We start from the raw sequence: 26,199 nt of genomic DNA on the forward strand, positions 1-26,199 counted from the left end.
CTCATAGCTATAACTCCGGCTTGATCTTTCCGACCGCGCGCTCTATGAGCTTCTCCAGTGCCTCCTTGCTGCGGCGCTCCTCAGCTGCAGCCTCGCGGGCCTGGGACTCGGCCTCGCGCGCCCTGGCCTCGGCCTCGCGCGCCTGGTCCTCGGCCTCGCGGGCCAAGCGCTCGGATGCGCGTGCCTCGTCACGCGCCAGCCGCGCCTCTTCGGCCGCCATGCGGGCCCGCTCTGCCTCTGCCTCTGCCCTGCTCCTCTCTCGGTCGACAATCTGCCGCTGCTCCTCGGCTGCTTGGCGCGCCGCCTCCGCCGACCGCTTCTGCTGCCAGGCCCACACCCCGAGGACGGCGGCGCACACCGCGATGACAAGCGAGACGAGCGCCACCACCGTGATTCTGCGCCGCCGCGCGCGCTCCTGCGCGAGCCTCGCCTCCGCTTCCTCGCGCCCGCGCTGAAGCTCGCGCTGCTGCGCTTCCTCGCGGCGGCGCTGCTCCTCCTCGAGCTCGCGCTTCTGCCGCGCCTCGGAGACCCTGCGCGCCAGCCAGTCGTGGCCTATCTCGAAATAGCGGCTGCCCTGGTGCTCCTCGGCGTGGAGGATGGCGGCGCCCTCGAGCGCCTTGAGGATCGGCCCGAGCTCCTCGGCCGGCAAGAGCCGGAGGAGCTCCTTCTCGGTGCGCAGGGTGCGGCTGCCGTCCGCCGTGATGAGGTGATCTTCCAGGAGGCGCCGCGCCGCCGCGCTGAGCGCGCCAAGATCGTCGAGCGTCGCCTCCAGATAATGCTGAAGGATTGGCTCGGCCTCGACGGCCTCCTGCTCCGCCGCGCCGCCGCCCTGTGCCCGTTGCTGGAACAGCGCCCGGCAGACGATCTGCGCATATGCGGCCTGCGCCTCGGCGTCGTCCGACTCGGCCTGGCCGGGCACGCGCACCTGGAGCATGAGCGCGCGCACCGGCGCGAGTTCCCAGGTCTGCGGCGGCTGTCCGCCGGCCGCGGCCTTGCAAACCGCCTCGGAGAGCTCGGCCACGGTGAGCGGACCGACCCGGAAGCCGTGGCTCAACAGCCGGCGGTGCTCCCGCAGCCGATCGCGGAAGCGACCCAGGTAATCCTCGCGGAGCAAGATCACCACGCGCAGGCCGCGAAGCGGCGTGTCCACGAGGCGATTCAATGCGGCGAAGAACGCCTCCACCTCGGTCGTGCTCCGACTCGGGTAAAGGAGCTGCTCGACCTGATCGAGGTACAGGAGCGTGATCCGGGGCGACTTGCGCGCGGCGCGCTGCGCGGCCGCCAGCAAGGCCTCCTCGGCCGATAGCTCGGCCGGCCGCGCGCCGAACGAAAGCGCGGAGTAGACAGCGTCCGCGAGCCACTGCGTGGGCCCCTTATCCTCGGGCCAGGCGTCGACCCGGACGACCCGGAGCCGCTGCGTGTCGACGAGTGCAGGGATCACCGACGCCTGCATGAGCGATGACTTGCCCGCTCCGGACGGCCCATAGACGGTCACGCAGCGGTTGGCGAGGACGCTCGCCTCGAGGCGGTACGAGAGCTCTCCGCGACCGTGGAACCGATCCCGATCGGCGGCGCGGTACGGCTGCGGGCCGGGAAATGGGTTCGGCGGGGCGACGACGCTCGCGGGCTCCGCCACTTCCTCGGCCGAGATCCGGCCGCCGGAAGGAGGGGATAGGCTGTTGCGCTCTCCGTCCGCCTCCTCGCCTTCCGGCGGCGTGCTCTCGCTCATGGCCCCTCGTCAGGGGTGAACGCATCGAGCTGCGCTACGAGATCCGGGTCCTCGATGACCGAGGCGATGCGCCCGCCGCCCGGGAGCCCGCAGCCGGCCTCCCAGATCTCGGGCTCGCTGGCGTCGGCGTCCGGCGTCAAGATGGCCAGGCTGTCGCTCGGCGCCTGCCGGTGATCGTAGAGCCAGCGCAGCAGCATGCGATGGCGAAAGTCGAGCGCCGAGAGCCCGACGAAGAGGCCTGATTGAACGCGGGGCCGCGAGAGCAGCTCCTCCATCCATACCGGAGGGTCGAGCCCGAGGGCTCCGAGGAAGCCATGGATATGATCGTCCTCGGTGAGCACGGGGTGGGAGAAGATGGGGCGGGGCCCGGCCGAATATCCCCCGTAAAGGCGAAGGATCACGACGTCGCTGTCCAGGTCGAACCGCCTCGGAAGGACGGGCTCGATCTTCCACGCGGCGGCCCCGGCGGCGCGCTTCACCACGAGCGGCTTGCCGCTCGCTCCCAGCTGCGAAGGCTGGATGGCGAAGACGTTCCGCCGCGGGTGAGCCTCGGCGATGGCGCGCTCCATGTGCGGCCGCCAGAGGAGCGTGATGTGGACACCGGGCGTGACGAGGCGCGCGAGCGTCCGGGCGAGCGGCGGAACCGGCTCCTCGAGGGAGGCCATGAGCGCTTGCTGGAAGAGCACGTGCAAGCTCTCCTGCCCGAACCTGAGCGCGCACCGCTGCGTGAGCGCGCTCAGCGAGAGGGCCGCGGTCGCGGTGTCGCCACCCGCCTCCATGAACGAGAGGAGCTCGGCCTTCAGCGCGGCGCGGTCCTCCTCGAAATCGCCGAGCACCATCGTGAATGGCCTCTCGAGCAGGCTTTGCAGCGCCGGCGAGAGGCCCCTGGAGCTCCGCCGCGCTCGCTGCTGGGAGATGCGCCGTTCGCCGAAGTCGAAGATGGCCGAGCCTGTGCCTCGCAAGAAGAGGATGGGAGAGAACGCCTGGGCGCTCTGCGCGAGCAGCGTCCTGCGCGCCGCCGCCACGCTCGCGCCGATGTCGCCGAGGCCTCGCTCCGCGCCCGTGAGGGACCGGTAGATCTCGGACGAGCAGAGGCGCGCCACGTCCGCCTTCACCGGCCAGAGGTGGGCCACCACCGCGTCTGCGCCGGCGCTCGCCAGGATCTCGGCGGCGCTGCCGAACGCGCCAGCCTTCGCGCCCTCGCAGGCCTCGAGGATCACGAGACGCAGCTCCTCGCAGAAGCTCGCGGAGAGCTCGCGCCCCAGGGCCTCTGCGGTGATCCACACCTCCTCGCCGTCCTCGTCGTCGGCCACGCGCAGGACGGGCTTCCCCGCAATATCCACCCCGCCGTGACCGAGCCAGTGCAGCACGTGAGGGGTCTTGCCGCGCCGCAGCCGGTCGAAGAGGACTTGAGCGCTGATGTCCGGGCCGGCGATCGGGTCCAGCCACTCCACCTCACCCGCCTCGATGGATGGCGAGAGTGCCTCTTTCAGCACCACGAGGCTCCGCTCGTTGCTCCCCGGCGCGATCGCCAGCACGCGGACGGCGCCCAGGACGTCGCGCGGCTCCCAGGGCTCCGGCGAGGTCACCCCGCGCGCCAGGAGGACCTTCGGGTCCGTTCCCAAGAACCCCTCCGCCGTCCCCGGACGGCAAAGAGCTTCCCACGGGATCCCCAGGAGCGCGCGGTCGCGCAGGAACAATCGCACGAGGAGCGGGCTGTCTTTCGACGCCTCGCGGAGCCTCGCCAGCACGTCCCGGAGATCGTCCTTGAGCAGCTCGCCGTAGAGCGCCTGGGCCTCCTTCACGACGGCGGGATCGAGCGCCCTGCCGCTCCGGACCGCCCTCCCGACCTTGCTGGCGAAGCTTTGCAGCGCATCGGTTCCCAGCTCGGAAGAGAGCGTGTGCACCGGGGGACGCTCTCCGCGGCTCCCGCGCGCGCCCACGCGCACACCCTCCCCGCCGGAGTCCACCTCGATCTCTATCCACATGGGCATACTCAAATGCTGGCGTACAGCATGGTCGAGGCGCATCGTTTACTGCGCCGATCGGGAGAAAGACAATGAGCATGCGGATTCGCAACGACAACGCGAGGTCACGACGGCACACTCGCGCTCCCATCGATCGCTATTGATAGACGCGGCCCTATCTTGCGCGGTGTGCATCCCATCGGCGGTCACCGCCTCGGGCTGCGCGTCACGGATGAGCCACTTTTTCCCGGACTCAAGCAGACGTTATGCCAGGCGCCGGGAGCCCGGGTCACGTCTCGTGCCCCCAGGGGAACCGGACGAGCCTTCTGGAACGTAAGGCCGTACGAGCTGAACCGATTGCTGGGCTCCCAGGTCCGAGCTCGAGCGGCATGGGGTCGAAGCTCCGAGCGTCGGCGGCTCATCCGCGCCCTGCGAAGGGCGCCGCAGCGCCCCCGACGCGTCAACAGGTCCCGGACGCGTCAACGCCAGCCGGGCGCGTCGGCAAGTCCCGGACGCGTCAGCTGGTCCCGAACGCGTCAGCTCGGCGCCGGAGGCGAACCGTCGGCGGCCGCCGTCAGTGACGTCAGCTCACCGCTCCCGCCGCCCCCCAGCGCCCCTTCCAGCGCTTCCTCCACCGACAGCACCTCGATCCGCCGGCCCCAGTGCTCCCGCGGTACGCCGAGCACGAGCCCCTCCACCGCCTCCCGCCAGGAAGGCCTCGCTTCCGGGAACACCCGCCCGAGCAGCCCGAGCGCCTGGATCCCGATCCCGGGAACCCGGCATTGCACCGCGAGCTCCGCGAGCGCCCGCACCTCCGCCTCCTGCGCGCCCGCCCCGCTCGCCAGCGCAACAGATCGCGCCAGCAGCGCCCCCCACGGCCGCGCCATCTGCCGCCACAACCATGCCGCCCTGCCCGCGAGCACCGCGGCGAGCTCCAGCGCCCCGGCCCGGTAGGCCACGGCCGCCTCGTTCAGCCGGACCAGCGCCTCCAGCTCCTGCACGCCCACGCGCTGCACCGCGTCGACCAGCTCCAGATCCGGCTCGTGCGCCTCCCCCATGCGGTAGCGCGCGGCGCGGAGCAGCCATTCTGCGCGCCCTTCCCAGTACGCATGCCGTGCCCGCGCCGCGAGCTCTCGTCCAGTGGCCGCGCGCTCGGCCGCCTCCTGGTGACGGAACGCCTCCAGCAGCGCCGACGCGCAGTTCACGGTCGCCGCGATCCGCGCGGTCAGCCGCGGCTCTTCCTCCGCCGCGACCGCGTGCAGCGCCGCCGCTTCCTCGAACCGTCCCTGGCTATAGCGCAGTAGCGCCTGCCCCTCGATGAAGCAGAGCTGCGCCATCGGCTCTCCGGAGCGCTCCGCCCACTCCCTCACCGCCGCGAGGATCTCTCCCAGCAGCGCGGGCGACGACTTGGCCGCAGCGACCACCACGCGCACCCGCTGGCGCCGCCGCTCCAGCTCCGCGTCGGCGAACGGGGGGATCCCGTCCGCCAGCTCCAGGGCCTGCATGCCGTTCGCGCCCGGCGCCGCGAGCCCGGCGCGCACGAGGGCCTCCAGGTGCTGCACCTCCGGCGTGCGGCGCACCGCGCGCGACAGCTCGTACAGCACCCGATCCAGCGCGTACGGCGTGCCCTCCGCGAACGCCAGCTTCACCCACTCGGCGAGGAGCGCGTTCTCGTATCCCGCCTCCACGTCGTCTTGCAGCCGCACGACGCGCAGCACCTCCTCGAGCGCTGTCAGCGCCGCGCCTAGATCCCCCTCGCGCCCGCGCAGCTGCGCGATCTCGATCGCCTCCGCCCACGCCTCGCGCACCTCCTCGGCGGCGAGCCAGTGCAACAGGCGCCCCTCCTGGCCGGGGCGCAGCGTCCGGGCGATCGCCCGGTGCGCCGCCAGGCGGCGGCTCGACGGCCACGGGATGTCCACCTGCCCGCGCAGCGCCATGCGTCCGCCCGGCAGCCGCCGCGCGGCGCCGCTCGCCTCGAGCGCCTCGCATTCCGCCTCGATCTTCCACAGCGGCTGCTCCATCACCTGCGCGAGCTGCGGCAGCTCCAGGTGATGCCCGCCGACCGCCAGCCATCGCAGCAGCTCCTCCTGGTGCGGCTCGCGCTCTCTCTCCACCGGCGATGACCGCGCGCGCATGGCGCCGAGCATGCCAGCGTTCAACCGCACCAGCCCGTCACGGTCGATCCGCAGCTGCGCGCTGTCCCAGCGGGCCAGCCCGAGGCGCACCCACAACGTCACCTCGGCCTCGATCCACAACGGCAGCCCTTCGGTCCGCTCCCAGAGCGCGCGCGCTGCGTCCTCGCGCAGGTGCAGCAGCCGGTCGGGCCCCGCAAACAGCGGGCGCAGCGCCGCCTCGTCAAGCGGGCGCAGCCACGCGACGTCCGCCACCCCCTCCCACACATCGGAAGGCGCAGCCAGGAGCGCTCGCACAATCGTGCCTCGCCCAGAACGGACCCGATCCAGCACCGCAGCCGACCACCGATCGAGCCCCTCCGCGTCGTCCGCGAGCACGACCACGCCCCGCGCGAGCACGGACCGCAGCTCCGCCTCGACCCAGGCCGTCATGTCAGCGAGCCCGAGCGCCGCCGCGCCTTGCTGAGGCACCCCGACCACCGCTTGTACGCTGGCCAGCGGCGCGCGGGCAGCGCGCGTCCACGCCACCTCTCGCCCCTCGTGTGCGAGCGCCTCGGCCGCGTCGCCCAGGCAGCGCGAGCGCCCGGAGCCCGGCGGGCCCACCACATCCACGGAGCGCCCCGCCCGCGCGGCTGCGAGCACCTCGCCGAGCGCGCGCCCATCTCCGAGGAGCGGCAACGTCGGTCCGGCCCGCGCCATGGCTGGCTGCCCGCGGAGGGCCGCCAGCACCTCGGTCGCCGTTCGGAACCGCTGTTCCTTGTCCCGCGCGAGCAGCCGATCGACGATCCTCGCCACGTCCGCGGGCAGGTCGGCGGCGAGCTCGTGCACCGGGGGCGCGGGCTCCAGGAGCCGTGCCCGCAGCATCGTCTGGAGGTCCTCCCTGTCGTGAGGGATCTCCCCCGTGAGCGCATCGTAGAGCATCACCCCGATCGCGTAGAGATCGGTGCGTGGATCCACCGCCTTGCCCAGGATCTGCTCCGGAGCGAGGTAAAGCGGCGTGCCGAGGATCTCACCGGCTTCGGTCAAGCGATCCGCCGGATCACGCCAGAGCGAAACACCGAAATCCAGCACCGTAGGGCGCCCCTCCGGGCTCACCAGGATGTTGTCGGGCTTGAGATCCCGGTGAACGATGCCCGCCGCGTGCACCCGCGCGAGCACCTCGAGCAGCGCCATCGTCGGGTCGGCGAGGGCGGCCCAGCTGCAGCGGCATCGTTCCCCGCCCCGGCGCGAGATGTTCCCTGGAAACGGCTCGCCCTCGACACGCTCCATCACCAGGAACGGCCGGCCGCCCTCCGTACCGTCGTCGAGGAGCTGCACCACGCCGGGTACGCGGAGCATCCGGAGCGTCGTGACCTCCCGACGGATCCGCGAGAGCAGTTGCCCTGCAGCGTGGCGCATCCACTTGAACGCCACCTGTCCGCCGAGCACGAGATCGTCGGCCGCCCAGACCTCGCCGTGCGCGCCGGCGCCCAGGCGCTCGACCAGACGGTAGCGACCCGCGATCACACGGCCGAGCTGGCTCTCCTCGCCGCGAAGCGCTGCCTGCGACGGCGCTGATGCCTCGGCGCTGGCGCGCGTACCGCCTGCTCCTGGCAGGCGCTCGCGCGCTGCGCCGACCGCGTGGGGGCTGTCATCGCGCTGGGTCGTCGGGAGGAGCGTGTCGTCCCTCGGCGCCATGCGCCCAATCTAGCGCCAGCGCCCGGACGGCGTCTTCCGCAAACGGGTCGACCGCGGCACGCCCGCAGGCCGCCGAATCTCGGCGGGCGGCGCTATCGCGCAGCCGGGGCCCTCTCCCCGCAGTAGTTGATGCACCCGGTGATCACGAAGGTGCAGCCAGGGCCCCACCCGTGGTTTGCCACATCGATGAACTGCTGGAGCGACTTCGCTGCCTGGGCTCCTGTCTTGACCGCGACCGCCGCGCTCTTGCCGGCTGGCTCGTACGCGGCGGGCAGCATCCAGTACTCCGCGCTCGCCGGGTCGAGGAGCCCATTCACCACGAAGGCGAGGCCATGCGCTTCCACCGGCATCGCGGCGTTCAATCGCACTCCCGCCGCTTCGAACGACTCGTTCGGCGCGAACACGCGCGCGCCCGCTCTCTGCTGCAGCACCTGGAACAGCCTCCCGCCCGTGGGATCCAGCTGGAAGTCACAGATTCCCACGTCGGGATACGTGGGCGCTGGCAGGCGAGAGGCCGGCGGGATCTTCGCCCATGTTTTCTGCTTGAAGGCGTCCTCGTAGCGGTAGACGTCGGCCTGTGCCCACACGTAGAACGACGCGGGCCGCCACAGATCGACCACGTTCGACTGCCAATCCGAGAGCGACCATTGGGCCATGTGCTCGGGCGGCGGCTCGATATCGAGCATATTGTGCGGGTGCTCGAACAGGAGCCAGCGTTGCAGCTGGCCACGCTCCGTCTCCACGCTGAACGCGTAACCAATCACCTTCCTGCTCTTCGGATTGACGACCTGAACAGCCCCAGGTTGGAGCAGACCCATGATGCTCATGAACTCTTCCTCCTCATGCTCTCGGCGCAACCGAGCACCCGCGCCACGCGCAGCGCAGGCGCGATGGGCGCGGGTCCGTGACGCCCGGCTCAACCGCGCTGAAGCGCATGGCCGGACCGTCGCTCCGCCGCTCCAGTCCTGGTCCATCCTTGCAGGGCCTGTGCCAGCAGCGTCGGACGAATTCCGTTCGAGGAGGGCGGAACGCCGGTCGCGGCAGGGTGCCCCCGGATCTCTATCGCGTGGTCCCCTGCATCTTGCGGCCGCTGCGCGCCACGCTCAAAATGCCGCGCCGATGACGCCAGGAAGCAGAGCAGTGCTTGAGAGGTCGACGCTCATCGGCCGGCAAACCACCGCCGGTGCGCGAGGTGGCTCCGCGAAGCGGATGCTGACGGTCCTGTATCACCCATGCCTGGATCGCATCGGAGATCGAGCGCTGCTTCCCGAGCTCGACGGCGGTGGGGCAGTACCGCTGTCGCGAGGGGAGCCTGTCTTCGCGCCGCCTGGGCGACCGGGGGGCGAGCCGCTCGCCGACGAGCACCTGAGCCGCAAACCGTTGCGCCTGCTTCCGGCTGCCGACGGCGGAGTACGGCTCGAGCTCGGCAGCAGCAGCACGACGGTGGTGGTCCACGGCAGGCGCCTGCAGTCGGCCGCCCACTTCTCCGCCGCGCAGCTCCGGCGGGGTGTTGTCCTCGAGCTCGGTCATCGGGTGGTTCTCTTGCTCCACGCTTCAGCTTCCCAGCAGGACCTCATCGCGGGCACCTGCATGCCAGGCGAGGAGCGCGAGCTCATCGGCGACAGCGACGGCCTGCGGCAGCTCCTTTGGGAGGTCCGGAGTGTCGCAGACATAGAGCTGCCGGTCCTGATCCGCGGAGAGAACGGCAGCGGCAAGGAGCTCGTCGCACGCGCCATCCACCAGGCGAGCCCACGGCGCGGACGGCCGTTCGTGGCGATCAACCTCAGCGCCATCCCCCCGACGCTCGCGAGTTCGGAGCTGTTCGGCACCGAGAGGGCATCCTTCAGCGGCGCGGTGCACCAGAAAGGCTATTTCGAGCAGGCCCACGGCGGCACCCTGTTCCTCGACGAGATCGGAGACGCCCCGCTCGATCTCCAGGTCGCCCTGCTGCGTGTCCTCGAGACCGGCGAAGTGCAGCGCACGGGTGCGCAGGTCCGCAAGGTCGACGTGCGGGTGATCGCGGCCACGGACGCGGACCTCGAAGCGAAGGTGGCCACCGGGACGTTCCGCGCGCCTCTGCTCAACCGCCTATCCGCGTACGAGATCAGCGTCCCGCCGCTGCGCACGCGCCGCGACGATCTTGGCCGGCTCCTGGTCCGCTTCCTCCACGAGGAGCTCGAGCGGGTCGGTGAGATGCACCGGCTTGCTCCCCCCGCACCGGAGGACAAGCTGTGGCTCCCGTCCTCGCTCGTCGCCCGGCTCGCCGAGTACGAATGGCCGGGCAATATCCGCCAGCTCCGGAACGTCGTACGGCAGCTCGTCATCGGGAGCCGCGGCAGGGACCGCCTCGAGCTCACCCCCGCGGTGGAGCGCCTCCTGGCCGAGCCCTCGAGCGAGGGCGCCGAGCTGCCCGAGGACGACTCGCCGGCACGGCACGCGGGCCGTCCGCTCACGAGGCCGGAGCCTGCCGCACCCGCGCCTCCGTCGGGCCAGATCGCGTCCGCTCCGCCCTCCGAAGCAGATGCGGCGTCCCACTCGACCCGGCGTTCGCCGGCCGACGTCACCGAAGACGAGCTTGCCGACGCGCTCCACGCGAGCCGGTGGAATCGTGCAGCGGCGGCGAAGCGGCTCGGCATCACCCGCCCCTCGATCTATGTGCTCATCGAACGCTATCCGAGATTCCGCACGGCGCGGGACTTAACGATCGAAGAAATTACCCGCTGTTATCGGGAGTGCGACGGCGATCTCGAGCGCATGGTCGAGCGACTCGAGGTATCAGAGGAGGCGCTGGCCGGCCGGGTACGCGATCTCGGCCTCGGTCAGGGAGCGGCGTCGGCTCGCCGGGATGCGGCCGTGGTACGTCGCGGGTGACGGAGCAACGGCTGGGCGTGCTACCTGATCTGCCGCAGCGCGGCGCGGCCCGCTCTCATGAACGCATCCAGCCAGCGCCGAAGCTCCGAGGGCTTCAGCCCGCGCTGGGCAGCGATGGCGCGCTCGTCACAGCCCCGGAGGGCAGCAAGCACGGCGTCCTCCATGATTTGCACGTCGCTCGGCCCAGCCACCGCGCGCTTCGCCGGCATATCGGACTCGAACCCCATCACGGAAGGCATGTTCCTGGCGAGCGCCGGGCCGCGCTCGCCAGGAGGGAGCCACAGCACCCCTTCGGGACGCTGGGCGACGGGGAGCCGCGCCGCGGGATCCCCCAGCAGGAGATAGGCACAGAGATCCTGCCGCTGCATCCAGACGCCCGCTCTCCCCTGGAATCGCTCCGCTCGGCGCCGGCTCGTCCTGCTCGCCGAAGGGCCGTCGTAGGAGGCGGGGTCATCGACAAAGCTCCACGTCCACGCGAGATCGACGTGTCCGATGATACCGAGCGGCCCGTTGGGGTTCGCCAGAGCCGCCTGGGGCAGAGCCGCCACGAACGGTCGCGCAGTTTGCCCCGGCAGAGAGGCCAGGAGCCCCTCGGCGGGGCTGCATCGGCCGAGCCGGTGAAGTTGATCGAGCCAGTGATACTACGCGCTCCGCGCAGGCGTCCCTGCCCCCGAAGCAGGCAAAGAAAAACCAGAACCCTCCCGGCAGGAAAAAATGCTTCTCGACGTCTTGCACGGAGAGGCGGCCTCCGGACCCGCCGAGTACCTCCGCCCCTTGGTGTGCGCGCTGGTCCTCAGGAGTCCGCCAGCCCTGCCGCGGCGCGCCGGCGCCATGGCTGACAGAGAAAAGGAACCCTGACTGCGTGCGTTGAGCCTCTCGCAGCATTTCCTGCGCGTAGTCACGAAGCCCCTCTTTCGAGAACATCCCACCTCCGCCGCCGATCTCGCGGATCTCCGTCGCCGGGAACCGCCCTTTCAGCGTGCATTCCCGCGTGAATTGCAGCGTTTGCGCGACGAGATGACGGGAACTTTCCACGGTAGCCCAGGTCTGATCTCGTGCTGTATAAAAGAAAGCGCGCGTTCCTGGGACAGGATCCTGCGCCTCCCACCGCAAGACTTTCTCGACGTACGCTTCATACCCACGATCATCCCGGAAAGCGAAGCGCCCGACGAAGGCTTCGCTCCCGAGCATCTGCTGGAACTCCCACGACGCCATGTCGGCATCGCCGAGGAGGAGAAGGTAGCGCGGCAGCTCGTCGACTCGACGATCGAACGCGTCCCAGTAATCACGCTGGATCCAGCGAGTGGCTTCGCCGCAGCTCATGCCTGGGTCGAAGCGGTATACGACCGCGGGGCCCCCCTGCTCCTCTTCTCGCTTCCGTTTCAGGGGCCCGACGAGCTGGAGCACGCGGTCCCCAGCAGGGCCTCTCGGGACCACGAGACCCCAGCGCTGTTCTGGCAGCGCGTCCTCCGCCGCGCTGCGTCTGGCGAGATCGCTGGGGTCGGGCGGGTCGAGCTCCGGCCTGGGCGCGCCATAGGCGGAGCTCTGGGGGAAGCCGTCGGCGAGGATGGGCTGATGGTCGTCTGCGCGGGCGAGAAAGAGCTGAATGCTCACGGAATCCTCCAGCGTCGCTCTTTGAAGAAGGTAGGGCGAGTGTGGCCGACTGAGATCCGCAATGCGGAGCGTTGGTCCCGGAGCAGATCTCGCGCCACGTCAGCTTCGAGCGCCAGGCGCATCTCCGCAGAGCAGTTCAGGACGATCCGCGCCAGGCGGTCAACGCGTCAAGCCGCCCCTGACGCGTCTGGTCGTCAACGACGCGTCGGGTTGTCACCGATGCCTCGGGTCGTCACTGACGCGTCCGATCGTCACCGACGCGTTGTTGACGTTCACGATGGTTGCTGCTCGATCGTGCAGGCTGGTTGCTGGCCATCCCAAGGTTGAGCGGTCCCGCCTGCGGCCGTGATGGTCGGCCATCCCGCGGCCGAGTGCGCCGGAGCGCTCAGGCGCGTCAAGGGTCCTGCGCCCGGGGCGCGGCGGCTACGCCGCCCTTGACCCGCCCTCCGCCTCCGGCAACCACGCGTGCGGGCAATGGACTGACGGCGCCGGCGCCTCCGGCGGCGGCTCTGGGCGCCGGGTGGTCATCAACCAGCGCAACCGAAAAGGGCCCAGAACCGTCATCTAGCCAGCGCGGTAGCACGCGTCACATCGTCACTGACGCGTCACATCGTCACTGACGCGTCAGCCACCGAACATGTAGGATTGCGCTGCCATCGCGGGTCGGCCGGAAGGCCTCGTGCAGGACGATGCGGCGGTCGCACCCTATCCCGCTCAACCGCCGACGATCAGCGGCGATCGTCATTATCGCCATGCGAACCGCACCCCTCACCTACAGAGGACGAGGACGCTGGCATGACGAATGCTATTGCCACGGTGAATGGTCACGCATGGCGCGGTTGCGAGAGGGATATTTTGAGATGGTCAACGATCATTCCGCCGATCTGATGCAAGCGTTGATCGCCAAGCTGTACGCCGGGATCACCAGCAACGACGGCAACATCAAGATCCCGCGCAACCCCACCAGTGCAGCTGCTTCGTCTTGTGCCGTTCGCGGGGCGCGCACTTCTCAACACTCACCCCGCTCCGCTTGCATCGCTCCACCCGCTCGTCTCACTCCACCCTCGTCGCCATCGGCTCCTTCGCGATGGGGACAGGTATCCGGCCCCGACGGGCTGGTCACGATGGCCTTGGTCGGGCGGTTACGAGCGGCCGGCCCGACTGCCCCCGGCTGCTGCCGAGGGTCGCTCACGCTGCACGCCTGGCTGACCGCCTGCGCCTGGGGCGCGCTGCGCGAGCTGGGCCTCGCCTTGCCGAAAAAGTTTCATTTCGCGCACCCGCGCACGCTTCGCCGCTGGGTGATGGCGCGCGATGCCGAACTGCTCTTCGGGGATGTCGCGTCACCGTGTACGAGTTTGCGGGTCGCAGCTCGACCTGCTCATCCGGCTCGACATTGGTGATTTCACTCGACGAGATCCTATTGTGCCATCTGGCCTACACTCATCCAGCGTCAAAGCAAAGGGCTCAAAACGCATGAACACGGGATTAACGCTAGCAGTCCCAATGCGACTACGAAATGCCACCTTGTCCTGGGACTTTACTCGAACGTGCAACCTGAGCTGCGGTCACTGCTCGAACGCAGATGATCGCGCGTCGGCTGCGTCCGATCTGCCGCTCGAAGCAGCGACCCACCTGCTCGGCGAGTTTCGCCTGTCCGGCGGCGTCGGCCTCCACCTCCTCGGCGGCGAGCCGTTGCTCCGCAAGGACTTCCTCACCGTTGTACGGCTGGGGCGCGAGTTCGGCCTGCAAGTCTCCGTCACAACGAACGGTACCGTCGTGCCCGACGATGATGCCATCGACTGGCTGATGCAGAATCTCGCGGTCATCACGGTAAGCCTCGATGGACATGAGGCCGCGGTCAACGATCCCATTCGAGGTCGTGGCACCTTTGCAGCCGCGGTGGGGAGCCTTCGTCGCTACCGCGAGCGCCGCGACGCCGTATCCGGCGGCGCGAAGATCAACATCTCGCACGTCCTCTGCGCGAGCAACGTTTGCCACGTCGAGAGCATGATCGCCCTCGCGAACGTGCTCGCCGCCGACACTCTCTCCATCACCTACCTCAAGCGATATGGCAATGCGTTGCGCCTCGATGCCCCGCGGCCAGCCCGGCCCGAGGCGCTCTTGACTGCCATGGATCGCGCCGCCTCACTCGCCCGCGAGACCGCTGCTCGCGTGGTGCTCTTCGAGGTGCCGCGTCGGCTTCAGGAGGCGCTACAGGAGCGCCATGGGAAGGCGGTGGGGTTCGGCGGAGATTCCTATTGCGACACCGCCGAAGGGCAGCTACGCGTGTCCAGCGACGGTCGCGTTTATCCCTGCTTCGCTGGGACGAAGCACATGGCGAAGACCGCAGATCCGCTCTCCGCTCTCGACGCGCGGCACGTGCCCCTGCCGGAGATCCTCGACGGCGAAATCTATCGTGAGTTCACGTCCGACGCTCACGATCGCCTGCGAGAAACCCCGTGGAAAATCTGCCGCGAATGTCCCCACTTCGCGGATCGGAGCTGCTACCCGGGGTGCCCCTACGAGCCCGAAAACGTGAAACCGCGGCTCTGCCAGTTGCTCGAGGTAGGGCGATGAAAATCCTCGTCGGACTCAGCGGGTCTATTGGAGTGCTCGGGATTCACACGTATCTCGTGCGGCTCTCTGCGGAGCGCGGGGTCGAGCTTCAGGTCGTCATGACGCCAACGGCCACACACTTCGTCAGCGCGGAGGCCCTCGGTGCGTTGCTCGGCTCGACGGTGCTCACCGAAGCATGGGACCCGGGTCTCATGCGCCCACCGCCAGCGCTCGTCGAAGGCGTCGACGTCTATCTGATAGCGCCAGCCAGCGCCAACACCCTCGCACGCTGCGCCAGTGGGATCGCCGACACCCTCGTCACGACGTGCTATCTGTGCCACACTGGTCCGACCGTTTTTGCACCGGCGATGGCGCCGCAGATGTTGCACCACCCGGCGACAGCACGGAACATCGATCGGCTCCGCGAGGACGGAGCCTTGGTCTTGCCAACCGCGCGCGGCGTGCAGGCGTCGACTGGAAAGATCCTCGACGGGGCGCTCTGCGAATATGGCCAGATATGGGAGGCGCTTGTGCGCTCGACCAAGGCGCCACCGGCATCGACGATGCCCGTAAAGGAGCTTGTTCATGGCGAGCCTTGACTTGGTGTTCCGGCCGCTCACGGGAGTGAGCTATCCGTACCTGTGCACTGCGGCGCTGACCGCATGTGTGCGCCAACAATCGGACCACCGCGTCCAGCAGCACGACCTGAACTACAGGGCCGTAGATTGGCTGCTTAGGCCGACCACCGTCTCTCGTTCTGGCCGAGGCGCAAGACACGACGCGCAAAAATCTGAGTTTCCGCATCGAGCATCTACGCATCTTCAATCTGGCGGGACAACCAGGGAATTCATATCATTCACCCGCTCCGAGGAGGCCATAGCATGAAGAGTAGCGTAGAGCATCACCACCATACCCATGCGCACGGCGCATCTGCCGCGCCGCGCGTCAGGCTCTCGATCGACCTCGCGGCGCTCCGAGAGGTCGTGGAGGAGCTGGCGAACCGACAGGCGCCGGTCGAGTTCGAAATCTCATTTCGTTCGCGATCCGGGCCGAAGCAGCGCGTGAGCGTCGCCGAATGAAGTAATCCCCAGCTTCGCGCCGCGTTCCGTAGAAACGGAACACGTCGTCGAATACGCAGCATCGCTGCAGTTCATCAATTGAAGAGAAGGAGAATGACCATGCCTGATAACAACAAGCCCCAGATGATTCGTTTCCACGTTGACGTCGATCAGTTGCACGGCTTGCTCGACCAGCAGCCGCGAGTCGAGGTGGCCTCTCGCGTCGGCGGCAAGGCTTTCACGCTGATCGAGGCGACCCGCACCAAGAATCCAGGCAACCTCGCGGTCGACGACATTATCGTCAACGTGCTCTGCTGATCACTGCCGTAGGCGCCCCGCCGCGCCGCGTTCTCAGCGCGGGCGGCGGGGCGGCCTTGCTCGCCAGGATCTGGCGTGGTAATTGAGACGGCCATGCACTAAGGCGAGGAAACCGTGCAGCGCAGAGCCGAGCTCTTCCGAATAGCGGGTAGGATGCTAGTTTTCCTGACGGGCGCGGCGCTGGCGTTGTACTGGGTTTCCTGGCGCTCGGGACGCACCACACGCGCCGCCTTGCATGGCGCACGCGGAGAGCTCTGCGGGTATCGCTTCGGACGAGGCGGTCCACGGCTCTTTCTCTACTTGCACGGCGGCCCGGGTTACAACGCTTTTGATTTTAGCGCGTTCGCCGCTCCACGGCTGATCAGCGCCGGCGAGGTCGTGGCCTTCGATCAGCGTGGCTGCGGGTGCTCGCCGAGAGGCCGGTCGTCGCGAGAGTTCGACCTGGCGAGCCAGCTGGACGACATCGATCGCATCGTGCAGGAGGAGGCGCGCGGCCGCCCGGTGGTGCTGATTGGTCATTCGTATGGGGGATTGCTCGCGGTCGAATACGTCGTGCGCCGCCGACAGGTGAGCGCCCTCGTCCTCGTCGATGCTCCGCTCGATCTCACCACTGCCATTCGCCGCCTCGTGGAGGCTTGTCGACAGCGTAGCGCCGAGCGGGGGAACACGGGAGCGGCGGAGGCCCTCGGTCGTGCGGTGCCCCTGCGCTCTCTCCGCGAGCAGGTGCGCGCGTTGCTGATGTGGGCGCCGGCGTGCCCAGGTGAGCTCCTGGTACCGCCCAATGCGCACCCGACGGAGCAAGAGGTCATCGAAATGGCCAAACGCGCCGGCTACACCGACGGTGACACCCTCAATGACGGCCTCTTGTTCGAGGCTGCGATGGACAGCGCCGAGCGCGATCTGCGCCTCTCGCCACACGAGCTCGCGAGCGTGAGCGTGCCGGTCCTTGAAATCGTGGGAGACCTTGATCCGTACTTCCCCGCCGGTGAACGGAGCGACCTACCGCACGCGAACGTCGTGCGCATCCCCGGCGTGGGACACCATGCCTATCGAGAGGCCCCGAAAACGTTCGCCGAGGAGGTCGTTCGCTTCGTCGAGGAGCACGTGTCGGCACGTTGAGGGTCCACCGCGGATCCGCCGGCGGATCACGGAATACGGCACGATGGTTCCCCAAGCGCCCTCCTGCTCGGAGCGCGGCGTCCGTGGCCGGGGCTGCCGCGCGCCGGCGATCATGAGGGCATGGTGAGCCGGCCACCAGCGTCGGACCGTCGTCTACCAGATCGGATCCCGTTCTCGAAGGTCGGGATGCCAGTCGGGCGCGTCGCCCCGACGACTTCGAGATGTGAGCCAGCCGCGCAGGCGGCGCCGGTAGGTGCCGGACTGCGCTCCGGCAGCGACCGGCTGCAGTCCTCCGGGCTCGCCGCACGCTCTCCGCGGTCTGCCGGCACGTCGTCCTTGCGTGCGCGCCTGTGCGCCCCGCGTACCCCGCCGATGTGGCGGTGGTGGGCGAGCGTGGTGAACACCGGCGACACAACTCCCCGACGAGCGTCGCCAGGCGGCAGTTTGCAGCCTCGTGAAACCACTGATGGCGTTTTTTGCAGGGTCATGGGTCACGCCAAAACAGGACGATGGGACTACCCGCGCGAGGGCGAGACCCAGCTTTTTTGCAGGGTCATGGGCCAGCTTGGTATGCGTTCGATAGAGCCCATCCTGATGCCGAGCAGGCCAGGGACACAGGAAGGCCAACGTCGTATCCAGCACCGACATCTCCCCGGAGTAGCGCGGAGCGGTGAATACGCTGTTTCTTCCTCGGGTGCTCTCCCCTGGTCGGACGACGGCCTTTACCTAAAAGCTTCGGCAGACAGCGTCAGCGCGGCTCCGGCGCGGTGCTGACGCGTCAGCGCGGATGGAGAAACCCAGCGCTCCTCGTCCCGCACCACCGGACCGCACAGCATGGCCGTTGCTCTCCACCGGCGCATTCGATCTCGCCGTCGCGACCGGCGAGGGAGGGCCGGAAATCTCACGTAACCACCCCCTGAGAAGCGTCCGGAGACCTCGATCGTGGAGGTGTTCCACCGCCGCCTGAACCGCACGCTCAGCTGGCGTCCAAGCTCGCGTGCCGCAGGCGGCCCTGCATGGAGCGCCCAGCACCGGGAGCCGGGAGACTGCCTCTGTCGTGGCTGCCCCCGATCAGCCATACGCGCCCGCGCGAGGGCATTGGCAGCACCAAGCGGACCCACTCTATTTCGGCGGCAGCCTGCCGTACCTCGCGCCTCCGGAAGGAGCGCTTGCTCAGCCCGCCCGCGGCTGCCGGACCGGTTCAAGACCGACAGCGGCCAGCACCGCAGCAACCCCCGTCCGCTCGTCCTCCGCCGCGGCTCGGCGCGGTGCCGGGTCACCGGCCAGCGCCTGGAGGTAGGTGACGAACGCCTCACGCTGGACGAGGCGCAGCTTGCCGAGCCTCGTGACCGGCAGCGGGAAGCCCGGCCTTCGGATCGTGTCGAGGAAGACGCGTGCCGGGATCCCGGTGACCGACTCGACGTTCTTCTGCGAGAGCATCTCCGGCTGCGGCGCCGTAAGCGTGAGCCCATCCAGCGGGATCGCGAGCGTCGCAGTGGCCGTGGCGGGCTGGGCGAGCCCTCTCGGGGGGCGCGCTCCTCTGGCGGGCAACTCCGGGAATGTCCGCTCGACCACGCGCGGGCCGTTACCAGGCTGACGAAGAGCAAGGGGTGCCGATACAGGCGCGAGAGCCGCTCGTGTCATGCTTTACCTCCATCTGAGTTGGGTTCGCGAGCAACCGTGACTGACGCTGCCAGAAGGAGCACGAAACGGTAATTCTGCGTCGCCGGTAACTCGCCGCGACTTACCCGGAGACCCGCCTGGGAGAAACCCCCTGTGGCATCGCGGGGTTGGGTGTTCTGGAAAGCGCCGCTGAGGGGCCGAAACGGGGGGTTGCGAAGGGCTCGATTTGGTAATTTCGCGCGCGCCGACGGCGCCGCGCCCGGAGGCGACACAGACGGGGCGCCAAGGTAGGCACGTCGCGCAGAACGCGACCAGCGCCCGCGCGCGTTGAGCCGCGCCGCCAGCAGCAGGAATTCACCGTGACGCGTTCGTGGCGCTCGCCGCTCGCATAGGACGCGTGGCCACCCCCAGTACGGAAGCTCCTTAGCCGGTCGCCCCGCCGCACGCGCTCGGAGGTCGTCGTCTCGCCGTCATCGCCGGTCGGGGTAGCCGCGCTAATGCTCGACGTCCCGATCGCGTCCGGTCGCGCATCTTCCGTACCTGTCCGGTGACCTGCATGCTGCCTTGGAGCCTCTGCGCTGCGTAGAAACCCTCGCCGGGGGCGGTCGTGCGCGTGCCACCGACGTTCGATGAGAATACGCTGGCGCGCGTCGTTCGCGCACTCGGAGGTGTGCGATGATCCCGGGCCGCGTCTCGATCTACGTCGCCACCGAGCCGCTCGACTTGCGCCACCCGCCTCGGGATCTCTCCGCCGCCTGCCTCCGCGGCGCGCTTTTTACTGCGTGGTGGAAACAGATGGAGTCCTCCGCAACGGGGAGTTGATATACGCGCTTGCGACGATTCGCGTCCTCCTTGAGCCGCCGATGACTCCATGGGGCATCGCTGCTCATTCAGCAGGGGAACGTGAGGCATTGCCACAAGGCCGTTCCCGTCTCCGGATTCAGCGCGCACGTGCAGCGCACGGAGGTGCAGCCGGGCGCCTTGGGGCACTCGAGGCCGACGTGGTCCGGACACGCCGTGCCGTCCAGCATGAGCAGCTCCTCGCTGCCCGTGGGGCACACGAGGGGCTGACACGCGGCCGGCGTCGTGCAGGACCACGCGCCGCCCTGGCAATGACAGACCGGCCCGCAGTCCGAGTACCCGCCGCAGGTCATCCCCTCCGTGTCGCAGCACGCGCCGTCCGGCGGCGGCACCGTAGGACCGCGGAGCTCGATCGGCTGGAAGGTCACGGCGTCGAGGCAACCGACGGCGCTGGCACTGCACGAACATGTGGCCTTGGGCGCCACGCACTGAGCCGTCGTCGCGCATAGTTCGCCGGAATCGCTCCATGGCGTACACGCGCCGCCCGCGCTGCCGGCCCCCCCCGCCGCGCCCGCGCCGCTGGAGCTGGAGCTGGCCGTTGTGCCCGCGTCGCTGGAACCGCCCGCGCCGCCCGCCGCGCCCGCGCCGTCGGAGCCGCCCGCTGCGCCAGCGCCGCTTGTCGTTTCACCGCTGAGATTCGAGGATCCGCAGGCCGCTGAAACACTCAACGCAAGGAGGAGCCAGGAGCGCATGCCCCTACCGTAGCAAGCGGAGCGTTCCTCTCCGAATGCAGCGTGCGTTGCTACCCAGACCCAGGTCGCCGAACCGCGCTCACCGCTCACCTGGTCGCCGGATCATCGCGTAGAGCGCCGCTTCGCCGCGCCGTCGGGCGCGAGGGCGCGGCGGAGGTGATCGGTGAAGGCGCGCACCTTCGGCAGGACGTGGCGGGTCGGGAGCGATACGACCGAGATCGCGACCGCATCACACGCGGTGTCCGGGAGCACCTCGACGAGCTGCCGCGCCTTGCCCGCGCGCGCCAGCATGAAGTCGCAGAGCCACGCGAGGCCGGCGCCCTCGATCGCCAGCTCGATCAGTGCCTCGCCGTCGTCGACGACGAGGCGCCGCGTGGGCGCGATCTCGCGCACCTTCACGCCGTCGCGGAGGCGCCACGGGATGAGCCGGCCGTGCAGCGCGTACCCGAGGCGCACGTGGCGCTCGAGGTCGTCGACCGCGCGAGGCCGGCCGTGCTCGCGCAGGTAGCCGGGCGCGCCGCAGACGAGCATCCGAGAGCGGCCGACCGGGCGGGCGATCAGACCCGAGTCCGGCAGCGTGCCCAGCCGGACCGCGACGTCGATCCGCTCCGACGCGAGATCGGCTGGGTCGTCGCGCAGCACGAGCTCGACGTCGACGTCGGGGTAGCGCTCGGCGAAGCGCGCGAGCACCGGCACGATCACGTGACGACCGATCACCGTCGGCGCCTCCACGCGGAGGAGCCCGGCCGGTCGATCGCGCAGCCCCGAGGTGGCGCGCTGCGCGTCGTCGAGCTCGCGCAGCGCGGCGCGGGCGCGCTCGAAGAACGCGCGCCCTTCGTCGGAGAGCGTCACCGCGCGCGTGGTGCGGTGGAAGAGCCGCACGCCGACCTCGCCCTCGAGCTGCGTGATGCGGCGGCTGACCGCGGACGGCGTGACGCGCAGCCGGCGCGCGGCGAGCGTGAAGCTCCCGAGCTCCGCGGCCTCGACGAACGCTTCGATCGCTGCGAGCCGGTCCATGTCGCACCTCGATTGATGCGTATCATGCACGAAAGTTGTTCGCCTTCGGCGATGGTTTGCGCCGCGCGCACGAGCCACGGTGCTCTGCATGAGCACCGTGAACGTCGACGCCACCTCTCCCAGCCCGCGCGCCCGGGCGGTCATCATCGGAGCGATCACGACGCTCGTCGCGACCGCGATCCACCACGTCTACGGCGGCGTTCGGTACGCGACGCCGTGGCGCCTCCACGGCGCCGCCGTCGCGCTCGCGCTCTGCGTCCCCATTGCGCTGGCGTACGCGGGGTACCGGCGGAGCCCGGGCACGCGCGCCGGCCGCATCTCCGGGGGCTCGCTCGCGGCGCTCGCCCTCGCGTTCCCGGTGACGTCGATCGGGCTCTTCGAGGGCGCATACAACCACCTCGCGAAGAACGTCCTCTTCTTCGCGGGCGCGCCTCGCGACCTGCTCCTCCGGATGTTCCCGCCGCCCACCTACGAGCTCCCCAGCGATGCCTTCTTCGAGATCACCGGCGTCGGGCAGATCGTCCCCGCGGCGATCGCCGCAATCGCGGCCCTCGGCCTGATCGGCGACCTGCGCCGCCGTGTCACGAGGCTCGCGCCCGGGGCCGTGCTCGGCGCGCGCGAGCTCGTGGGCGTCCACGGCGAGCGGATCCGCATCCCCGATCCCACGCGGATCGTGCACCTCCAGCTCCGTCGCTTCGCGGGCTGTCCGGTGTGCAACCTCCACCTCCGCTCGATCACCGTCCGTCACGACGAGATCGCAGCGGCCGGGATCCGCGAGGTGGTCGTGTTCCACTCGAGCGCCGACGAGCTCCGGCTCCACGCCGGCGGGCTCCCCTTCGCTGTGGTGCCCGATCCCGAGAAGCGGCTGTACGCGGAGCTCGGCGCCGAGCCGTCGCTCCTCTCGGTGTTCGATCCGCGCGTGTGGCCCACCATCGTCCACTCGGTGGCGCGGAGCGCGATCGCGATCCTGCGCGGACGCGAGCGGCCGCCCGCGCTGATCCCGACCGGCGGTCGCTTCGGGCTCCCGGCCGACTTCCTCGTCGCGCCCGACGGCTGCGTGCTCGCGAGCAAGTACGGCGAGCACGCGGGCGATCAGTGGTCGGTCGACGAGGTCCTCGCGCTGACGCGCGCACCTGCGGTGTCGAGCGTGCGCGCGGCCGCCGAGGTGTGCGCGCCGTGATGGATCCACCCGAGGGCTCGGCCAACGACAACCTCGACGGTCTGCTCGAAGTCACAGCCAGGAAGACGAGCCGCTCCCGCCCTCATCGTCCCAGCCCTCGATCCTTACCGCAGCTTGCACATTGAACCCGTCGAGCTCCGCCACGAGCGGTCCCCGCCGCTTCGCCTCGAACCTGGCCTCGCCGGCGCCGTCCCCCCCGGACGTGACCGCAGCTATTCGGCTTCGGCGAAGCGAAGCATCTCGTGGGCCTCGCCGCTCGGTCCCCTCACCAGCGTGCCATCGACGTTCCAGCTGATACCGCCCTTGCCCGGCGGCCCGAGCTCGACCGTGAGCCCCTCCAGCGTGAGCCGATCCTCGTCGAGGTAGGCGATGCCGATCGAGTCGCCGCCGCGTCCGGGGCCGCCGTAGCCGCCGGGGCCTCCGTCGCCCCCGTCGCCACCGGCACAGGCCCGGGTGCCGTCGCCCAAGGCGCCTCCCTTCCCGCCTCGGCCGCCTCTGCCGGCTTTCTCGGGGGCGCCAGCATTGCCGCCCGGACCGGCTTCGCCTGTCCAGATCGAGGTGTCGCGCACGGTCAGCTTGGCGTGAAGCGCGATGATGCCAATCGTCGGGTGTCCGTTCTCGCCCCCTCGGCCGCCTCGGCCAGCGCAGCCACCAGCGCCCCCGGAGCCGCCGCTGGCGCCTCCCTTGGACGCCGCATCGCAGACGGCCAGCCCGCCCCGACGACCGCCTCCCCCGCCGCCGCCCTGGCCTGGCATGCCATCGCCTCCATAGCTGGCTCTGCCGCCTTCCCACCCTCTCGGGGTGATGTCCCCGATGCCCCCATCGACGGTCCCCAGCGCACCGGGCTCGCCATCGAGCCCGGCTCGACCCGCTTCGCAAGGGGCGTCCGTCTCCTCCCCCGCTCCCCCCCGTCCGTCCGTCGAGGTGGCCGCCACGCGCGGCTCCCCGTACTCGCCGTCGCCAGCGGCGTCGGGCAGCCCATCCCCTCCTTTGCCACCGATGCTCGGGACGGCGCTCGGGATGACTTCGAGGCACGGGTTCTCCACCGCTGCGCCGCCAGGAACGGTGGCCGCCGAGCACGCGTCTCCCCCCTCCTGCCCATCGTGTCCGTCTCTTCCCCGGTTCGGTGAGGGCCACGGGTAGCCATCTTCGCCCGCCTTCCCGGCTCCGGTGTGAATCTGGCCCCGGATCAGCTCCGCCGCCGTGTTGGAGTGGACGAGCATCGCGGTCGAGCCCTCCGCCCAGAGCTGCACGTCCATGATCATCGATACCCCGTCCGCGGCTCCCGTCTCTCCGGGGGCCGGCGGCATGATGGTCAAGGAGCGGGAGCTCGAGTTCAGCGACGTAATCCGCGTGGGATCGTCGTTCTCACGCTCCCACGTCGTGCAGTTGAATCCCCCGACGAGATCCACGCCGGACGGCAGCGAGATGGGAGCACGGAACGACTGGTTGCACACGAAGACGCGTCCTCGCCCGGTACTCGCGAGCTCGATACCGCGGTCCAGGCTCTGCACCGGCATGGACCTCGTGCCGGGGTTTTCGTCATCCGCCCCCAGGGTGTAGCCGGCGACAAACACCCCGCAGCCAACCTCCGGAATACCGGCGGCGAGGCGCTCGAGACAGGATGACTCCGACGGCGCGCCCGCTGGCGGTGGGGCGCTGCAGCCGACCGCGACGAGCAACAGCGCAGAGGACAGGTACGTAAGGCTCGGGCTTCGCATGGTTCTCCGTCGATGTTACGCCGCGGGTACAGGGCCGTTCAACGGGGAGCGGCCGCGGGCCAGTGATCGAGCTCGGCCACGTCGCTGCCCTCCGCTTGACGAGGAAAAGAGATCTCCTCCCCCCGCGCCGGCTCCGCTCGCAGGGCTCACCCGGGGGCCGAAGTCATTCATTCTCCGCCGCGCCGTGCGCCAGCACTGTCTCTCCACCGTCCTTGTCAAGCTCGATGAGCCGGCACGGTGTCGCCTTCCGGATTCGCTCTGCCAGCGGGCGGGAGTGCGTCGTGATCCACAGCTGACTCCGGGATGCCGCGTGCACAAGGAGATCCCCGAGCGGACCGAGCAGATCCGGATGCAGGCTCGTCTCCGGCTCGTTCAGCGCCATCAGCAGCGGAGGCCTCGGGCTCAGCAGCGCTGCCAGGAGGCAGAGATAGCGCGCCGTGCCGTCCGAGAACTCGCGGGCGTCGAGCGGTCGCGACATCCCTGGCAACCCGAGCTCGACGCGGAACCGCCCCTGCGTAGAGGAGACCTCGAGCGACGCGCCCGGAAACGCGCTGGAGACGGCATCCTTCAAGGCGCCCCTGTCGCCGATATCCAAGATCGTCGCCAGCGCCGCGGCCAGATCGTGGCCATCGGTGCTGAGCACCGGCGTCCGCACCCCGACCTGCTCCACCCGCAACGGCGCGCCGGAGTCGGTGCGGAAGTGGTGATAGAACCGGAAGTTCATCAGCTGTTGCCGCACCACCGAGAGCAACGGAAAGCGGTGCGGCTCCACCACCTGCGCCAGCACCGACTCCGAACCCCAGAGCGAGAAAGGAAAGGTGACGCGTTGGCCGTCCGCGTCGCGCACAAAGGCCGAGCCCGCGGCCCGCTCCAGCATCGGCAGGCGGCGGCGCTTGTCGAGCAACCAGAGGTTCTCTTCCTTGATGTCCGGGTCCAGCTGGAACGGCCCTCCAGGCGGCGGCGTCAGCCCGCACTGAAGCTCATAGACGAGCTGGTCCAGCCGCACCCGCAGCGTCATCCGCACCGGGCCCTTGCTGCGCCCGCCAGCCCAGAGCACCGAGGGCATCCCGCCCTCCTCGGCCAGGGTGCGCGCGAAGCTCCCGCTCGCCGCGGCGCCGAGCAGCACCATGGTCCGATAGAGGTTGGTCTTGCCGACGCCGTTCGGTCCGACGATGACATTGACCTGCGCGAGGGGGAGGGTCAGCTCGCGAATCGAGCGATATCCCGCGACGTGGAGCTCCTGGACCGTCATCCCGCCCAGGATAGCCTAGACGGGTTCGTCTGGGCATCGACGGGCTCCTTCCCCCGTGCGCAACACGGCGAGCTGGCCGTCAGGTTCCGGGAGATGCAGACCAGCGTGCCCCCCTCGGCGCCCCCTCGCCTCTGCCTGTTCACGTCTCCGCGCGGCGGGCTGCGCTCGCATGCGACGTCGTGCCGCCTGGTGGACGCCGCAAACCGCGGGCGAGCGGAGTACCCAAGGTGGAACGTCATGATCGACAGGCCGGGCGATCGATACGGCCTTCAAGACGAGTCGTTCCACATCTTGGCAGGGCGGGTCGACTCGGCCTACTCGGCCCGCATTTGGCTCACCGACGAAACGGCGCTCAGCTTCCACGTGTCCCTGCTCGGGCCATACTACGGGATCCACCTCGCCGGTATCCCCGAGGACGAGCCGGCGGCGCGCGAGGTCGCTCAGGAGATCGAGGCCATCTACCCAGGCTACCGGCCGATCCCGCCGGAGATGGGAACGAGGTGGTGCCGGATGTGGCGATGAACGTGGTGTTGATGAGCGAGGCGACGATCTACATGTGCCTCTTCTCGGAGGTGTGGGCTTGGGTCGATCCGGTATAGCCCTCCCCTGGCGTCCGCCGTCCACATGGCCGAGTTGGGCGCGCGGACGGCGAGGAGCTCGAGGCGAGTGCGGTGGCGCCCCTCTGCAGCGGCACGACTGTGGCGGGACGAGCCGGGGGAGCTCGGGCGGCTCGCGCCTCAGCGGGGGATCAACTCCTCCAGGGACAACCACGCCAGGCGAGCGACCGGGCAGGAAGCCCCCTACGTTTCGCG

At 69.7% G+C, this 26,199-nt stretch carries 20 protein-coding genes; 9 read left to right on the plus strand and 11 right to left on the minus strand.

What is annotated here, in order from left to right; all coding sequences use genetic code 11:
- Positions 1–7: 7 nt before the first annotated feature.
- The 4 genes from WME79_RS33950 to WME79_RS33965 form a co-directional block, all read right to left on the minus strand.
- A complete protein-coding gene (locus tag WME79_RS33950; protein WP_437523278.1) occupies positions 8–1,729 on the minus strand; it encodes an nSTAND1 domain-containing NTPase in 1,722 nt (573 codons plus the stop codon).
- On the minus strand, positions 1,726–3,723 hold the full coding sequence (locus WME79_RS33955) for a CHAT domain-containing protein (protein WP_437523281.1): 1,998 nt from the start codon (positions 3,721–3,723) through the stop codon (positions 1,726–1,728). Before WME79_RS33955 ends, WME79_RS33950 begins: the two co-directional genes overlap by 4 nt.
- A gap of 509 nt (positions 3,724–4,232) precedes the next feature.
- A complete protein-coding gene (locus WME79_RS33960; RefSeq protein ID WP_437523284.1) occupies positions 4,233–7,505 on the minus strand; it encodes a protein kinase domain-containing protein in 3,273 nt (1,090 codons plus the stop codon).
- Positions 7,506–7,597: 92 nt separating this feature from the next.
- Positions 7,598–8,332 carry a hypothetical protein gene (locus WME79_RS33965; RefSeq protein WP_437523287.1) on the minus strand — a complete coding sequence of 245 codons (735 nt, stop codon included), beginning with the start codon at positions 8,330–8,332 and terminating at the stop codon, positions 7,598–7,600.
- A 382-nt stretch (positions 8,333–8,714) separates the two neighbouring features.
- Here WME79_RS33965 and WME79_RS33970 point away from each other — a divergent pair, with 382 nt between their 5' ends.
- Complete coding sequence (locus WME79_RS33970; RefSeq protein WP_437523290.1) at positions 8,715–10,376, plus strand: sigma 54-interacting transcriptional regulator; 1,662 nt, start codon at positions 8,715–8,717, stop codon at positions 10,374–10,376.
- A gap of 20 nt (positions 10,377–10,396) precedes the next feature.
- On the opposite strand, the gene WME79_RS33975 is transcribed toward WME79_RS33970, so the two are convergent.
- Together WME79_RS33975 and WME79_RS33980 are read right to left on the minus strand one after the other, a co-directional pair.
- A complete protein-coding gene (locus WME79_RS33975) occupies positions 10,397–10,744 on the minus strand; it encodes a hypothetical protein (protein ID WP_437523293.1) in 348 nt (115 codons plus the stop codon).
- An 82-nt stretch (positions 10,745–10,826) separates the two neighbouring features.
- Complete coding sequence (locus WME79_RS33980) at positions 10,827–11,990, minus strand: hypothetical protein (protein ID WP_437523296.1); 1,164 nt, start codon at positions 11,988–11,990, stop codon at positions 10,827–10,829.
- A gap of 860 nt (positions 11,991–12,850) precedes the next feature.
- Between WME79_RS33980 and WME79_RS33985 the strand changes: the two genes are divergently transcribed.
- The 6 genes from WME79_RS33985 (at position 12,851) to WME79_RS34010 (ending at position 17,041) form a co-directional block, all read left to right on the plus strand.
- Positions 12,851–13,390, plus strand: a complete 540-nt coding sequence (locus WME79_RS33985) for a hypothetical protein (RefSeq protein WP_437523298.1) — start codon at positions 12,851–12,853, stop codon at positions 13,388–13,390.
- Positions 13,391–13,463: 73 nt separating this feature from the next.
- The gene (locus tag WME79_RS33990) at positions 13,464–14,567 is read left to right on the plus strand and encodes a radical SAM protein (protein WP_437523301.1); all 1,104 of its coding nucleotides are present in this window, start codon (positions 13,464–13,466) and stop codon (positions 14,565–14,567) included.
- Entirely contained in the window at positions 14,564–15,145 is a 582-nt protein-coding gene (locus tag WME79_RS33995; RefSeq protein WP_437523304.1) for a flavoprotein, read from the plus strand. Before WME79_RS33990 ends, WME79_RS33995 begins: the two co-directional genes overlap by 4 nt.
- Before the next feature lie 282 nt (positions 15,146–15,427).
- On the plus strand, positions 15,428–15,625 hold the full coding sequence (locus WME79_RS34000) for a hypothetical protein (protein WP_437523307.1): 198 nt from the start codon (positions 15,428–15,430) through the stop codon (positions 15,623–15,625).
- 99 nt (positions 15,626–15,724) lie between these two features.
- The gene (locus WME79_RS34005; protein WP_437523310.1) at positions 15,725–15,922 is read left to right on the plus strand and encodes a hypothetical protein; all 198 of its coding nucleotides are present in this window, start codon (positions 15,725–15,727) and stop codon (positions 15,920–15,922) included.
- 153 nt (positions 15,923–16,075) lie between these two features.
- Positions 16,076–17,041, plus strand: a complete 966-nt coding sequence (locus tag WME79_RS34010; protein WP_437523312.1) for an alpha/beta fold hydrolase — start codon at positions 16,076–16,078, stop codon at positions 17,039–17,041.
- A gap of 1,173 nt (positions 17,042–18,214) precedes the next feature.
- Here the strand turns inward: WME79_RS34010 and WME79_RS34015 are convergent.
- The 3 genes from WME79_RS34015 to WME79_RS34025 form a co-directional block, all read right to left on the minus strand.
- Positions 18,215–18,481: a hypothetical protein gene (locus tag WME79_RS34015; RefSeq protein WP_437523314.1), complete on the minus strand. Its 267-nt coding sequence runs from the start codon at positions 18,479–18,481 to the stop codon at positions 18,215–18,217.
- Between the two features lie 1,073 nt (positions 18,482–19,554).
- Positions 19,555–19,893 (minus strand): hypothetical protein, encoded by a 339-nt coding sequence (locus tag WME79_RS34020; protein ID WP_437523317.1) that lies wholly within the window; start codon positions 19,891–19,893, stop codon positions 19,555–19,557.
- 426 nt (positions 19,894–20,319) lie between these two features.
- On the minus strand, positions 20,320–21,234 hold the full coding sequence (locus tag WME79_RS34025) for a LysR substrate-binding domain-containing protein (protein WP_437523320.1): 915 nt from the start codon (positions 21,232–21,234) through the stop codon (positions 20,320–20,322).
- Between the two features lie 88 nt (positions 21,235–21,322).
- On the opposite strand from WME79_RS34025, the gene WME79_RS34030 reads away from it, so the two are divergent.
- Positions 21,323–22,414, plus strand: coding sequence for a peroxiredoxin-like family protein (locus tag WME79_RS34030; protein WP_437523323.1), 1,092 nt, complete (start codon positions 21,323–21,325; stop codon positions 22,412–22,414).
- 212 nt (positions 22,415–22,626) lie between these two features.
- Here the strand turns inward: WME79_RS34030 and WME79_RS34035 are convergent, their stop codons facing one another.
- Both WME79_RS34035 and WME79_RS34040 read right to left on the minus strand, forming a co-directional pair.
- Positions 22,627–24,135: a hypothetical protein gene (locus tag WME79_RS34035; protein ID WP_437523326.1), complete on the minus strand. Its 1,509-nt coding sequence runs from the start codon at positions 24,133–24,135 to the stop codon at positions 22,627–22,629.
- Between the two features lie 163 nt (positions 24,136–24,298).
- Positions 24,299–25,387, minus strand: a complete 1,089-nt coding sequence (locus WME79_RS34040) for an AAA family ATPase (RefSeq protein ID WP_437523329.1) — start codon at positions 25,385–25,387, stop codon at positions 24,299–24,301.
- Positions 25,388–25,624: 237 nt separating this feature from the next.
- Here WME79_RS34040 and WME79_RS34045 point away from each other — a divergent pair, with 237 nt between their 5' ends.
- Positions 25,625–25,909: a hypothetical protein gene (locus tag WME79_RS34045; RefSeq protein WP_437523332.1), complete on the plus strand. Its 285-nt coding sequence runs from the start codon at positions 25,625–25,627 to the stop codon at positions 25,907–25,909.
- Positions 25,910–26,199: the final 290 nt, after the last annotated feature.

Source organism: Sorangium sp. So ce726, from assembly GCF_051521405.1.
Taxonomy (GTDB): domain Bacteria; phylum Myxococcota_A; class Polyangia; order Polyangiales; family Polyangiaceae; genus Sorangium.